The organism is Paenibacillus sp. 79R4, assembly GCF_013393165.1.
Taxonomy (GTDB): Bacteria; Bacillota; Bacilli; order Paenibacillales; family Paenibacillaceae; genus Fontibacillus.
On sequence record NZ_QJOT01000005.1, the window covers coordinates 53899 to 68091 of the forward strand.

10 protein-coding genes are annotated in these 14193 nt (G+C 48.3%); 4 read left to right on the forward strand and 6 right to left on the reverse strand.

Annotation, left to right across the window (positions count from 1 at the left end):
* The first annotated feature begins 95 nt into the window (after positions 1 to 95).
* From DMN77_RS08320 to DMN77_RS08330, 3 genes are read left to right on the forward strand one after another with little or no spacing between them, the layout of a single operon-like run.
* Positions 96 to 1514, forward strand: coding sequence for an efflux RND transporter periplasmic adaptor subunit (locus DMN77_RS08320; protein WP_179014415.1), 1419 nt, complete (start codon positions 96 to 98; stop codon positions 1512 to 1514).
* Positions 1514 to 2221 (forward strand): ABC transporter ATP-binding protein, encoded by a 708-nt coding sequence (locus DMN77_RS08325; protein WP_068779895.1) that lies wholly within the window; start codon positions 1514 to 1516, stop codon positions 2219 to 2221. The genes DMN77_RS08320 and DMN77_RS08325 overlap by 1 nt, the downstream gene beginning before the upstream one ends.
* The gene (locus DMN77_RS08330; RefSeq protein ID WP_179014416.1) at positions 2218 to 3390 is read left to right on the forward strand and encodes an ABC transporter permease; all 1173 of its coding nucleotides are present in this window, start codon (positions 2218 to 2220) and stop codon (positions 3388 to 3390) included. The genes DMN77_RS08325 and DMN77_RS08330 overlap by 4 nt, the downstream gene beginning before the upstream one ends.
* A 144-nt stretch (positions 3391 to 3534) precedes the next feature.
* Here the strand turns inward: DMN77_RS08330 and DMN77_RS08335 are convergent, their stop codons facing one another.
* From DMN77_RS08335 to DMN77_RS08350, 4 genes are all read right to left on the reverse strand, one after another.
* Complete coding sequence (locus tag DMN77_RS08335; protein WP_068779893.1) at positions 3535 to 3885, reverse strand: type II toxin-antitoxin system PemK/MazF family toxin; 351 nt, start codon at positions 3883 to 3885, stop codon at positions 3535 to 3537.
* A gap of 3 nt (positions 3886 to 3888) precedes the next feature.
* Positions 3889 to 4170: a CopG family ribbon-helix-helix protein gene (locus tag DMN77_RS08340; RefSeq protein ID WP_082790021.1), complete on the reverse strand. Its 282-nt coding sequence runs from the start codon at positions 4168 to 4170 to the stop codon at positions 3889 to 3891.
* Positions 4171 to 4414: 244 nt separating this feature from the next.
* Positions 4415 to 5599, reverse strand: coding sequence for an alanine racemase (gene alr / locus DMN77_RS08345; RefSeq protein WP_179014655.1), 1185 nt, complete (start codon positions 5597 to 5599; stop codon positions 4415 to 4417).
* Positions 5600 to 5812: 213 nt separating this feature from the next.
* Positions 5813 to 6946 carry an outer membrane lipoprotein-sorting protein gene (locus DMN77_RS08350; protein WP_179014418.1) on the reverse strand — a complete coding sequence of 378 codons (1134 nt, stop codon included), beginning with the start codon at positions 6944 to 6946 and terminating at the stop codon, positions 5813 to 5815.
* Positions 6947 to 7047: 101 nt separating this feature from the next.
* Here DMN77_RS08350 and DMN77_RS08355 point away from each other — a divergent pair, with 101 nt between their 5' ends.
* Entirely contained in the window at positions 7048 to 7389 is a 342-nt protein-coding gene (locus DMN77_RS08355) for a hypothetical protein (protein WP_179014419.1), read from the forward strand.
* Positions 7390 to 7590: 201 nt separating this feature from the next.
* Here the strand turns inward: DMN77_RS08355 and DMN77_RS08360 are convergent, their stop codons facing one another.
* Together DMN77_RS08360 and DMN77_RS08365 are read right to left on the reverse strand one after the other, a co-directional pair.
* Positions 7591 to 13605 (reverse strand): S-layer homology domain-containing protein, encoded by a 6015-nt coding sequence (locus DMN77_RS08360; RefSeq protein ID WP_179014421.1) that lies wholly within the window; start codon positions 13603 to 13605, stop codon positions 7591 to 7593.
* A gap of 246 nt (positions 13606 to 13851) precedes the next feature.
* On the reverse strand, positions 13852 to 14085 hold the full coding sequence (locus tag DMN77_RS08365; RefSeq protein WP_068779888.1) for a hypothetical protein: 234 nt from the start codon (positions 14083 to 14085) through the stop codon (positions 13852 to 13854).
* Positions 14086 to 14193: the final 108 nt, after the last annotated feature.

Below are 14193 nucleotides of genomic sequence, written 5' to 3' on the forward strand. Positions count from 1 at the left end.
ATATTCGCCCCATAAAATAACTTTGAGCCGCTTAACACCTATACATATGTTGAGCTATCGTTCGAACCATTATGAAGAAAGCTGAGTGATTCTATTTGAAGAAGAAATGGTTATGGATTGTAATTGTGATTGTTATACTGGCGCTTATCGCCGTTGCCCTATCGCTGACGCTTCCGTCTAAGAAGAATGCGGCGGAGCCCCCGCAGCAGAGGACGACCAAAGTGACGAAGGGGAATATTACCGTTAGCGTCTCCGGATCGGGCTCCGTCATCTCCACGGATAGCGAAAGTGTCCGTACCAAGGACGAAGGCAAGGTAAGCAAGGTGCTCGTCAAAACAGGCGACGTTGTCAAAAAGGGCCAAACTCTGTTGACCTATGAGCCGGAGGATCTATCCGACAAGCTCGAAGAGCAGGAGAATACATTGCAGACGCAAAAATGGGATCTCGAGGACCTCCAGGATCAATACAAACGCAAAGCCCAGGATATCGACTCCGAGGAGGAGTTGAAACAGATTCAGAAATCAATAGATAAGCAGCAATTGAATATTGCAAAGACAGAAAAGGATATCGCCACGATAAAAGAGGATATGCTTCCTCCCGATCCGTTGACTTCTCCGATCGCCGGGACGATTACCGCTGTCAACATTACTGCCGGGGAGCAGACCAAAGCGGGCAGTGAATTATTTGTCATTACCGACTACCAAAATCTAAGCGTGAAGACCCAGGTCGATGAACTTGATATCCCTGATGTGAAAAAAGGGTTGAAAGCAACTCTCCAGCTGGATGCTTTACCTGACCAGACCATCGAAGGCACCGTCTCCGATATATCGAATGAAGGCTCCGCCTCCAACGGCGTATCGCTGTTCGACGTCACGATTAAGATGAACCCTACAGATGGCGCGCGCGTCGGAATGACTGCAGAAGCGACCATTATAGTGAATGAGCAGGAAGATATTCTTAAATTGCCGATCGAAGCTGTTCAGAAATTAGGTGAAAAATACTTCGTAATGCTCCCATCAACGGAAAATGAGGCAGCGGGGAATGCTTCAACAACAACGGATACAACAAATGTTCGCAGAGCGGCAACTCAAGATCAAACAGCTGTCAGCCCGGACAGTGAGAGCAGCTCCAAAGCAGCTCCGGGAAAACCAGCAGATCTATCGGACAAGCAGGAGGGCTCAGGAACCACGAGCAATTCCAGGACTGGAAGACGAAACGTGTCAGGAAATATGAAAGAAGTTGAGGTTGGCGTTCATGATGAAAATAATATCGAGATCGTCAGCGGCTTAAATGAAGGCGACGAAGTCGTCATTCCAACTATTATTTCGGAATCAACGAATAATGCCGCTATGGAGCAATTCATTCAAGGCGGAGGGGCGGTCAGATTCGGTGAAGGCAGCTTCCGCGGTGAATCCGGCGGAATGATGCCAAGCGGCAACTTTAACGGAGGCGGCCTCACCGGAGGCAACAGACCTAGCAGCGGAGGCAGCGCTCCTAAAGGCGGTGGACAATAATGGCGGACACCCCAACGACACCTCCCTTGATTGAAGTGAACCGACTCGGACACGGCTATATGATGGCGGGCGAGATCATGAAGGTGCTCTCCGATATTTCCTTCACGATTAATTACGGCGAGTTCGTGGCAATAATCGGCCCTTCAGGCTCCGGCAAATCTACACTTATGAATATGCTCGGTTGTCTGGATATCGCCAGTGAAGGCTCCTATCACTTGGAAGGCGTTGATGTCAGCAAACTGTCCGATAATAAACTGGCCAAGATTAGAAATGAGAAAATCGGCTTTATCTTTCAATCTTTTAATTTATTGTCCAAATTAACAGCTTACGAAAATGTAGAGCTTCCGCTGGTATACCGGAATATCCCGCATAAAGAGCGAGTGAGGATCGTTGTAGAATCGCTGCGGACGGTCGGCCTTGAGGACCGCATGCACCACAAACCGCCCCAGCTCTCAGGCGGTCAGCAGCAGCGTGTCGCTATCGCCCGGGCCATTGCCGGCAATCCCCCGCTTCTATTGGCTGATGAGCCGACAGGCGCGCTCGATAGCAGAACCGGAATCGAGGTCATGGAGCAAATGAAGAAGTTGAATGCCCTTGGTCATACCATCCTAATTATCACGCATGATCTGTCGATTGCACAGCAAGCCACAAGAATCATTCATATCCAGGACGGCAGAATCATTGACGATCAGAGGGAGGCCATATGAATCTGCTGCAGAGCATCAAAATGGCTTGGAAGAGCATCATCGGCTCCAAGGTCAGATCACTGTTAACTATGCTTGGAATTATCATCGGCGTATCCTCGGTCATTATTCTCGTCTCCGTCGGCCAAGGAACCACTTCGCAAATCACTTCCCAGCTGGAAGGACTGGGCACAGATCTGCTGACGGTAAATATTATGGGCCGGGGAGCCGCTACTTCTCTCTCGCTTGAGGAAGCGATGGATTTCGGACAAATTGAAGGAGTTAAGGCCGTGTCCCCGGTTATTAGCAATTCCGTAACCGTTAAGAAGGGGACGACCAATGACACCATATCCGTCGAGGGAATTGTCCCTTCCTATGAGGACGTTAATAATTTTCATGTCCAAACGGGTCGCTTCATTCTCGATCTGGATAACGACTTCCGGATGAAGGTCGCTTTAATGGGCAGCGAGGCAGCACAAACCTTCTTCGGGAGCGAAAATCCGGTCGGACAGACGATTCAATTGAACGGTTCCAGCTTCAAGATCGTTGGGCTGCTGGAATCCAAGGGATCAAGTCTTACGGCCTCCAACGACAATAAAATTCTCATCCCCTTGACGACCGCTGAACGAACATTAAGAAGTGGGGGCATCCGCTCAATTACCGTTCAAGCCAATGACTCGAAGCTAATCAGTACCGTCAAGTCATCGCTGGAAGCCGAGCTGAACAAGAAGTTCCAGAATGCGTCCAACTCCTACAGCATCTTCAACTCTCAGGATATGCTCGATACGGTAAATTCAACAACCCAGACGCTCTCTCTGGCTCTGGGAGGCATCGCAGGAATCTCACTTTTGGTTGGCGGCATCGGGATCATGAACATTATGCTCGTCTCAGTAAGCGAAAGAACGAGAGAGATCGGGATAAGAAAGGCCATCGGAGCTAAGAAGCGGAATATCCTTATGCAGTTCATGGTTGAATCCACCTTCCTCAGCGGGTTTGGAGGAATGGTAGGGATCGGGATAGGCTACGGAGTCAGTGCGCTGATTGGGCGGTATACCTCCCTAACTACTACAGTTCCTGTCTACATCGTAATGATTTCCTTCATTTTCTCCCTGTTCATCGGCATTATCTTCGGGATGATCCCGGCGAACAAGGCAGCCAAGCTGCGCCCGATCTATGCTTTACGCAGTGAATAAAACAGCAGCCTTACAATGGCTTCAAAAAAGCTGGCAACCGTAGCATAGGCTACGACGCCAGCTTTTTGCTGTTCGATCTATAAAGAAAAAAGCACCCGAGACTTCGGGTGCTAGCTTGAAAGCTTTCGCCTCCAAGCTGTATGATTAAAAATCAATCAAACCTAGACTAATCAACAATGCATCATTCACTTTCTTCATCGTCTCATCGTCTAAATGTGTGATTTTGTCGGTTAATCTTTGTTTGTCGATCGTTCGAATCTGTTCCAGCAAAATGACGGAATCACGATCAAATCCGTGCGTCGCTGCATCAATTTCAACGTGAGTCGGCAGCTTTGCCTTTTGAATTTGAGCTGTGATGGCAGCAACGATCGCCGTTGGGCTAAATCGGTTGCCGATATCGTTCTGGATGATTAGCACCGGTCTTACCCCTCCCTGTTCAGAACCAACTACTGGGGAAAGGTCTGCAAAAAATACGTCACCGCGCTTTACGATCAATGGTTACACCCCGCTTACTAGGCGGTCCAGAGTGATGTCTGCATCTTCCTCTGCTTGGAACGCTTCAGAGGCCATGGATAGGTTAATCTTAGCCATTTCCATATAACCCCGCTGCATCGACTCGCGGATAAATCTCTTCTTCCGTTCGTTCAGATACAGCTTCATGGCTTGCCGAATCAATTCGCTGCGATTGGAATTTTCCATCGCTACGATCCCATCTACCTCCTGTAAAAGATGATCCGGTAAACTGATCATGATCCGTTTGGTATTGTGCATATTGGCCACCTTTACTTCCACCCCCAAAACCTTATCGACCCAAAACCCTCGTATTAAAACACAGTATAGCATTATTCAAGGGAATTTATACAAGAAAATATATGCCGAGAGTATATCAAGTATGCTGCATATCATTATAAACAAAAATGATAGTACCGTACACACCTGATTCTTTCCATATTTCTATCATTCGATAACCCAGGCATAAAATCCTTCCCAGTCATAAAAAGTTTTGTTGATTTTTGTCAGGTTTTTACGAAATAAGCGGATTTAGTACTGATTCTGTCACGCCTTTACGTGTATACACCCGTGCTACCCGGTGGGCCATCATACATACCAGCTCATAATTAATCGTTCCAATCCAGGCAGCCAGCTCTTCGGCGGTAATTTCCTCGCCCAATTGCTGACCGATGAGTACAACCTCTTCGCCGGCTTGAATTTCTTCAGCATTTTCAGCCAAAGATTGTAATGACACCATACATTGATCCATACAAATCGTTCCTACAACAGGGACGCGGCGTCCGCGTATCAATACCTGCGCCTTACCGCTCATCATCCGGGAATAACCATCAGCATAGCCGATCGGAAGGGTAGCAATTCGTTCTTCCTGGTCGGTGATGTATTTGGCTCCGTAGCTAATAGCTGAACCGGGCGGTACTGTCTTCACCCAGACCGCTTGCGTCTTCAACGTCAAGACCGGCTTCAGCTGAACCTGCTGCTTCACAACTTCACCCGAAGGATACAGACCATATAAGGCGATACCGATTCGAGCCATCTGGCAGGTTAATTCCGGTAAATCGATTGCGATAGCGCTATTACCCGTATGTATTATAGGAATATGCATTTCCTGATCCCGAAGCGCATCCACCAAGCCCTGAAAACGTTCGTATTGTTCTAATGTATAGCTTTTGTCTCTTTCATCCGCGGTTGCAAAATGGGTAAACAGCCCTTCCACTTCCACATGCGGTATTTGCATCGCCCGACGAATGAATTCAACGGCTTCTTCCCCCGGCTGCAGACCAAGACGACCCATGCCGGAATCAATTTTGATATGGACCTTCAGCTTATTCGTAAATTCTGCAGGATCCAGCGTCACAATCGTATCAAGTACTTCCTCACTGAACACGTTAAGCGTAATATCGTGTTCCCAAGCGATCTGCACGCCTTGCGGAGGCGTGTATCCAAGAACCAGTATCGGCAGGGTAATTCCCGCATTTCTTAGCTCCAATGCTTCATCCAAGAATGCTACGCTAAGATAGTCGGCTCCCAGCGTCTCGAGCTCCCGGGAGATCGGAACCGCTCCGTGTCCATAAGCATTGGCTTTTACGCAGGCTAGCAGCTTGATCTTTTCAGGCAGTCTGCGGCGAAATGCTTCATAATTGGCACCGAGTACATCCAGATCTATTTCCGCTCGTGTGGGTCGATAAATTACTTGCACTTTCAAGTCACCTTCTCCATTGTTTTCAAAAAGTCCATGCCAAACGATACAATTATCGTAATGTTCTGAGGTTCTCATGTCAATTCCGCTGCAAGCCCCATATTTGCAAATATGTGAAGTAATATTTTGGACAAAGACAAAAAAAGACGGAAATACGGTTCTCCCGCCGGGAAAATACACCGTCAGGATGAACCGCAAACCGCCTTCTCCCCATTATTTACCTGTCTGGTCCTGCATCGAGGATGCGATCTTCACCATTTCTGTGACAGGCAGATTATCGCTCGTAATCCGGAATTCGAGTCCATCAATCGTCCAGCTCAAGGTTTGCAGATCATCGCCTGCGAGCCAGCCTGTTGTAAATCCCAGATCCACCACCTCACTTGGAACAAGTGACGTAGCTCGATCCGCTGCTCTTGTCTCGGATATCGTAAATTGATAAGCTCCTTCATATCTTTGAATGACAATGCTACGATCGCTGTCTTCTACAGCCTTGCTGTCGCTGTACACTACTCCTTCTGGTAAATAAGTAGGAACAATGATCCCGAATGGTTCCGAGAGAGCCGGAGTAGATGGTTCTTCAGTCCCTTGCCCGTTCGCCGCGGCATCCGGTGAGCCTTCGTCCGTTCCTGCCCCAGTCTCGTCAGCCGAAGGTACTTTCTCAATCAGCATTCCATTTTCATCTACCTCAAGCATAGTTCCCTTTGCATCCTGTGCAGCTGCATCCAGATTACGCTGCATATCGAATGACTTGTCGTCAAATTTGGTATTGAAATCGAACTTATCGAATTTCACTTCCACAACGACCTTTGCCTGGGCATCCGACACTTGAACCTGCTTCGGTGCGTAATTCTCCTTGTCCAGCCAAATCTTCTGACGTACCAGGGCATGCGTATTGTAATTCGCAGCCACATCAAATACATAGTTGTCCTTATCGCTTACAAACTGCCGTGAGCTATCGCTTAGAATGCTGCGTATCAGGGTCTGGTACAAGTACACCTGACCTTGGTTCTCCGGCCAGTCGCTCTGGAAGCGGAAGCTCTTGTTGAGGCTTGGCGTCAGTACATAGACGCCTTGGTCGTTGCGCAGCACGATCTGAGTGACATTCTTCTGCGCGTTCGTGAGTGCTATCCGGTAATAGGTTGGCTTCTGATGCCATACCTCCACCTTGTATTCCTGTGGACTATCCCCGGTATACAAGGTCATCGTACCGGATGTCTGGTAGCTCTCCAGCTTGGTTACGACTTTGTCCAAATCCTTAACGACACCTGCGGCGTCTTTTTTCCCGCATGCGGTCATTACGATGCCAAACACTACTATGATTGTCAGCATCCACGTGATCCGACGCATGAGATCATCCCCTCTGCAGTTTGATTTCCTAAACTGATACATGTCTATGAGGGAACTTGGCCGTTTATGCAGACTAGCTTGACAAGCCAGTAAGGAAGTATATGTATCGACTGGTATTTGCCGAACCGCGCCCGATTATCAGCAAAAATTCCTGCTTAATCGATACGAACGGCAATGCCAAAATGAGCAAAAGTCTAAGCAATGCGGTCGAGCTTGATTCTACGTCGGCGAAGGTTGAGCTAAAGATACGCAAAGCCGTGACGGCTCCTCCCCGCATATATAAGCATCATCCCGAGCATCCGGATATCTGTCCAATCTACGCCTATCATCATGCCTTTCGGCCTGAAGGAGCTGCCCGAGATTCACCTGAATGCAGCCAAAGGGCGGGTCGGCTGTACCGAGTTCCGCACGGCGCTGAACGCGCTTCTGGAACCAATGCGTGAATGCCGTTCCTTCTACGAATCCAGACCGGGTGATATCGATGATATTCTTAGCTCCGGTACGCGTCGAGCCTATTCGATTGCACAGGAGACCATGCAGGAAGCTCAAGCAGCGATGAGTATGAACTATTTCCGAGATATGAACGATAAAAAGGGTGTCCCCGGGCCATGATCATGGCTTGGAGGGACACCCTTTTGACTGACTTACCGGTTCATAACGACATAGATCATCTTCGCAACTTCCGCCCGGGTAAGCTCACCCTGCGGGTCAAAGCGCTGATTTCCTTTGCCATTGATAACATTTTGCGCCTGCAGGCGGTTTACCGCTTCCTTCGCCCAAGCCGAAATTTCAGCACGATCAGTGAAGACCGTATCCACCGTGCCCGCCGAGGTTTTATGCAAATAAGACATCCAGCGGTCTATCACAACAGCTGCTTCCTCACGCGTAATCTCTGCTTGCGGACGGAATGCTCCTCCGCTTCCCTGGATTAATCCAAGCTCTGCTGCCACTGTCACATAACCTCCGTAGTAGGTGTTAGAGGCTACATCGTTAAATGGCGAAGCCCCTTCTGCCGCTGGCAGCCCCGATGCCCGAACGAGAAGCGTGACGAAGTCGGCGCGGCTCATCTCCTGATTCGGCTGGAAGTGCTGCAAATCAACGCCGTTAATCACATGCTTGGCCGTCAGCTTTTGAATGTAATCCTGGGCCCAAGTACCTGTGACATCCGCGAAAGCCTTATGATACTCAAGTACAGCGAATGAAGATAGCTGATCCGTTGTAAATTCCAGGCTGCCTTTATTAAAGGCACCCCCTAAATATGCAGCTTGACCACCAGCAATCCGATAGATACCGGCATAATCCCAGTTTAGCTGTCCAGGAGCAACCTTTCTCTCCACCTTAACCGGTCCGGCAAGACGGTCGATCCCTATCTCCTGGCCTGCTTTCACAGCAACCATTCGCAGTGTATAGACCAGATCCGTGGAGCGATAATCTGCATTTCTATTCAATACTGTCTGTAAATCGGTACGAAGAGATGGATTGCTGATCGTCTCAATATACAGAATCACCTTGTCCGCTTCGATTGCATCGCTCGTCAGTGACGTTGCCGGAATCGTGAGAGCGATAGACCCGGCATCAACACAAATCGTCAGCTTGCGTTCTTGCAATTGTCCCAAAACCGCGGCGTCCAAATCAAGCTTGGCCGCCTCACCCGCGTCCTGCAATTGAATCAGGATTGTTCCCTTTGCAGCTTGAATCGCCTGTTCCAGAATCGGCTTACTGACTGAATAAGAGCCATCTTCACCCGCTTCAGCTACAATAACTCCATCCTTCAGCTGGCTTGAAGCACCCGGATTTGGAGTAGTCCCGCTATGGCCGCCTGCACCCGGAGCCGTTGTCCCCGGATCAGGAGTCGGGTCCGGCTTCGGTTCAGGATTTGGGTCCGGACGGCCCGGTTCTGTTGCGCTTCCTGTGTAGAATCCCCAGATGTCGGAGGTAGCGCTGCCGCTGAACTCGTCATTGGCTCTCACATACCACTGGTAGTAACGATCAGAGGCGAGTCCACTCCACCCTGCTGTAGCATTTGCACCGCTCTCTACCTGCGTCTTTTGACCGATCAGCTGGTCGGTGTAGACCTTCACACCGATATAATCCGTAGCAACGCGCTTCGTCTTCGGCTGCAAATCAAGATCCAGCGAGAACTCATCTTTGCCCGGGTAAACCTGCGGATCATAATAATTGTAATCATCCAAATAAGGCGAATAAGTCTTCATGTGCAGCTTGTTATTCTTCATATCGAACTGCATTAAACGGATATATCCGAGTCCACCTTCCTCTGCTCCCTGATAATCGGCCAGCATTTGATATACCTTGCGGTCGCTGATGCCGTCCCCATCATCATCCAGCTCATCAATTTTCAGCTGGGCGTCATGATAGTGGCCACTCAAGGCAGCAATCACGTTCTTATTAGGCTTAATGACCTTCTCGAAGATTTGGTCCGCGATCGGAGCGCGATTGTTCGACACTAGCAAGTATTCATGCAAGGCCAGAATCGCCTTTCTCTCCGGATATTTGGCAACGACCTGATTCATCCATTCGATCTCTTTGTCACCCAGTCCCCAACCCATATAAACGATGATAAAATCATTACCTCCTGCGGATACGAGGTCATAGTGACCGCGGTTATTATCGTATGAGCCGGCGAAGGTTGGCATATTCTTAAATCGGTCCTCACCAAAATATTTCCAGTAGTTCGTATAGTCATTTTGCTGGTGACCTACGTCATGATTGCCGGCCAATACGCCATAAGGAATGTTGGCATTCTCCAGCACCTTCATATCCTTATCCGCTTCCAGCCACTGATATTCCTGGTATTCCTTATCGACGATATCCCCGGTATGAATCACGTATTTCAATTTGATCCTGTCCTTGTTGTCGGCAATCCACTCCACATTCTTCTGATAAATATAAGGATAGTCCTGTGAGTAATATTGGGTATCGGACATCCATAAGAAGGAGAAATCATACGGATCATCACTGACCGGTCCTGATTTGGAAGCGGCAGCAATCTCATCCTGAATCATGATCTGTATCGTATTGGCCTTCGCCTGGTGAAGCATGTAATCACCGGCCAGGACCGTCGCGCTAAGCTCGAAATCCTCTGTTCCGGCAATCTTGTAGACAAGCTGCTCCCATCGCTGTGCAGGCTCGCTCCATGCATACAAACTGACTTTCCGGCCTTCAAGAGAATGCCCATTCCACACGATGTTTACTTGATCAGACGGCTTGATAGACGAGTCTAATGCAATTTCATAACGCTGATATGGGAACTGATCCACCGCATCATTTACCAAATACTTGCCATCCACCGCGCGGATATCTTCATATTCCTGTGCGGTCAAAGCCTGTTCGCCTTGCGGAACCATCATCTTTGGCGGTTCGGTATCGGAGGCATTCTTATAACCTGTAAATCCTTCCGCACGATTCCCGTCATATTTAAATCCTCGATAGAAGAACACATCCATCGGATCTTCGGTCGGGTCCGTCACTTTCACGGTCAGATCAGGACGGAGCGATACCTTTTCCTGGCCCTGCCGCGGAGATACAAGCTCCGGCTGGTTCGGATTCTCATTCGGCACGTTGAAGCGAATGGTCTGTTGTGACTTATTGCCCACTTTATCAGCAGCTTCCAGAACAAGAACATGCGCTCCGCCCTTTAATTTTCCGGACGAAGTAACATAAGGCAAGACGACGGATTGATCATCCAGCTTCGCATCAAGCCGATCGATCCCGGCCCCATGATCCTCCGCGCTTGCATCAATGGTGAACTGCCCGCGATATTCCTTGCCATCCTCTATCGTGGCCTGAATGGAAGGCGCGGTATTATCAACAATCACCGTGGATTTTAATTTATCTGTTCCACGCAATAGTTCAACCGTGTGCTCTCCATCGGCCACGTTGCGGGTATCCCAGGAGTAAGCCTTGGATTTAAGCAGCTCTGGCGTCAAATGAAAGTGAAAGCCGATCCACTCTTGCTTGCCGGAACTGTCTCCCATCTTGATCTCTTTGTCGCGTACCGCATAGCTAGGATCCCAGATTTCTGTGCCATCAGCGAGAAGCAGCCTGACGTTTTTGATCTCGAAATCATCCTTATTCTCTTCTACCCGGTCATCAAAAGGAGAAGACTTGGACCCTGCGCGGATATAGATGGTATTCTCCTCCCCCAACTGCAGGCGGCTCGCTTCAATCGGGAATGATAGAGTGGTATAACTGGTGATCGGATCCATAAACGTATAAAGAATCGTCTTGTCTTTTAATGACGGATCTCCCATCGTAATCGCATTTTTAAAATAATAATCAACGCTGTTCGCTTCAAATACGAAGTAAGCATCCTGCTCAAGCGTAGGGAAGGTATCCTGTTCGTTCAAGACTTTCCCATCTACGCGAAGCTGCAATTCATCCGGGCCTGCTTGTTCGGCTGTCCCCTTGAGCGTCATCTCTCCGTGAACAACATCTCCATCCTTCACATTCAATCGAAGCGGAGAGTTATCGGGACCGCCAACCACGTTAACCCGGACCGTATTGGACTTGATCTCATTCGTACCATCCGAGACTACAAAATAATACTCAATATATGAGCGGCCGATTAAATCGGCTGATGTTAATTTATAGTGATACAGCTTGTCGTTATAGTCCTCTATCAGGTTATGCTGGACGTATTGAGGCTGCTTGTCAGATCGGATAAATACCTGAACAGAGGCCACTTGACGATCATCCTTGGCAAAGGCCTGAAGGTGAAGCGCCTCTGCCTGATCTACGACGGTGACTCCCGTCATATCTTCTATTTCCGGTTCGATCATATCAGGTACCACATGGACCGGAACAGCCGGTACCTGCGCAGGATTCACTGTACCAGGCGTAGGCGCGCCTATGCCTGAGCTGATCTTGATCATCGTCGTGCTACCGTCTACAGGATATTTGAACTCAATCGCGTTATCCTCTCTTGTCTCATCTCCCGCAGTTCCGCCATCATAAAAAATAGCGCTGTTATAATAAGCGGCGGAAATTTCACGCTCCGTATTCGTCTTGATCACGACGCCTCTGGAGCCAGAGTTGGCCATTCCATCACTCTGGATTTGGAACAGATTATCATTCATTACTAGATTGGTATGATAGAAATTGTTAAAATCGTCTACGGAATAACCGCTGTTCATACTATTAATGATCCAGAAGACCACCGACTTCTGAGCTGGAATGACCAGATCAGTTTTCGTCGAGGCCCACTTCACATCTGATCCAACGCCCTTGTCAGGGTAGCGGTAATAGATTTTGTAATTGTTGAAGTTTACTGACTGATCGGTGTTGTTATATATTTCGATAAATTCATAAGCATCGGAGGAAGTTCCCGTTACATTCGTCGAGTTCGGTACAAGCTCTGTCACCAGTAATTGAGGCACGTGATCCGCATTGAATTGCGGGATATTCACATTTACAGAATAGCTCTCCACCGTGCTTCTGACCCGAATCTTGTAATCCAGTCTGGACTCTACCAGAGCGGCTGCCGGAATTGTAGCGCGATACTGCTCACCGCCCGAATTGCTCATTGCAGCTGCTGTAAAGCGTACCTGTGAAGGCGTCTTATACAGCAGCTGGACTTCCGGAATAGGATTGACGCCATCGGAAAGATTTTTTACTGTGGCCACAATTTCCAGATCCTGTACATTCACAGTTTCCGCCGGAGTATGAACAATTATAGGCTGCGTTCCTTCTGCTCTCTGAATCAATTGTTCATCCTGCACAATTCCTGGCGTTGCCAGGGTCTTCCCGGCGGTGGGAAGGAGGACCATATCGACACTGTTCGTATCCGGCAGCTGGTACACGATCCCCTTATTTAACGAGACATGCTCTTTATCATACGTTGCCGATACGATGACGCTGTTATCAACTGCGCTGCGGATTTGAATATTCCGAGATGCCGTATTGGCCATCCCCCCGTTACCATTGATCCGAAATAGATTCACACCTTCTACAAGATCAGCGGCCGCACTGAAATTGCGGATAAAATCCTGCTCACCGATCGTCTCGTTCACCCCATTCATAACCCAAAATACAATAGGGGAATGCGCCGGAATCGAGATGCTAGAATCCGGTGTCCATTTGTCTTTATTGTTATAGTAGAAATAGTAATTTTGACCGAATTGAATCGTCTTGTCCGTATTGTTATATACCTCTACATATTCATAGGCATCCGAGCCAGACACATTTTCCGTATCCGGTACCAGCTCCGTGATTAACAAATCAGGGGAACCGTTAGTTCCTCCCGGCATGCCGCTAACATCCTGAAGTTCTACATGATACCCTGTTGATCGAATCGATAGCCCACCCTGTTCAGTCACCTCGATATAATAATCAAGCTGCTGACCGTTAAGGCGATCCGCCGGGATCACGGTCCGATATGTACTGTCTGCTATCCAATCCAGCGAAATCGGAGCTTGGGGTTGTGCATCGACCTCATAATATACCGCTCCTGTTACTGATTGTCCATTATTTGTAATAACAGCATCAATCGTATAATCCTGCTGCTTATATGCAGCGGAAGGGACGTGATTCATCTGCAAATCCATTGCCCTCGCTAATCCGGCCGGAACGACCAGTCCCAGCAGCAAGCAGCTCAGAACAAGCAATGAAATCCATCGTGTGCCTTGTACTATAATTTTCAAAATCCTAACACTCTCCTTAATCCTTAATGTAAATCCGATAGATTGCTTGGCTTCCATCGACATTTCTATTAGGGTACATCCTGTGTATTTGGACAGTATTATGAAATTGTTAAAAATAAATCTACCAAAAGTTTAACAACATAACAGAAGGTTCATAGATTCTACTTATCAAAAAACTAAACCGGCGGATATACATCCACCGGCTTTGCTCTTCGTTCTCGTATATTCTTCTACTTTGATGGGGCCTCATAACAAAAGAATGATTGCCAGCAAATCAAATAAGGCAAGCGGCAAAATAAACGGGAAGAAAGTGGCGTGCGCCTTGCTACCCTTATTATGAACCCCGCTCACCTTAAGCAGTAGCTTCTTGTCCGAGACCTTAATGATCGTTCCGTACAGAACAGCGCCTGTCTTTGTCTTGATTTTAACACGTTTATTCACATATTTACGGGCCTCTTGATAACCGACTGATGTCGCCAAATGCGCTCACCTCCTGGGGTCTTGGCATAATATATGCGTGCTTCCCCAAGGAAGTGTGGGCTAACACCGACAACATCGCGTTGTTATTGGGCCGATATAGACCTGGTA

Excerpts from the sequence above, each read along its gene's own strand:
- DMN77_RS08330 (WP_179014416.1), top strand. The coding sequence starts at position 2,218 with ATGAATCTGCTGCAGAGCATCAAAATGGCTTGGAAGAGCATCATCGGC.
- DMN77_RS08325 (WP_068779895.1), top strand. The coding sequence starts at position 1,514 with ATGGCGGACACCCCAACGACACCTCCCTTGATTGAAGTGAACCGACTC.
- DMN77_RS08350 (WP_179014418.1), bottom strand. The coding sequence starts at position 6,946 with ATGCGTCGGATCACGTGGATGCTGACAATCATAGTAGTGTTTGGCATC.
- DMN77_RS08355 (WP_179014419.1), top strand. The coding sequence starts at position 7,048 with ATGTATCGACTGGTATTTGCCGAACCGCGCCCGATTATCAGCAAAAAT.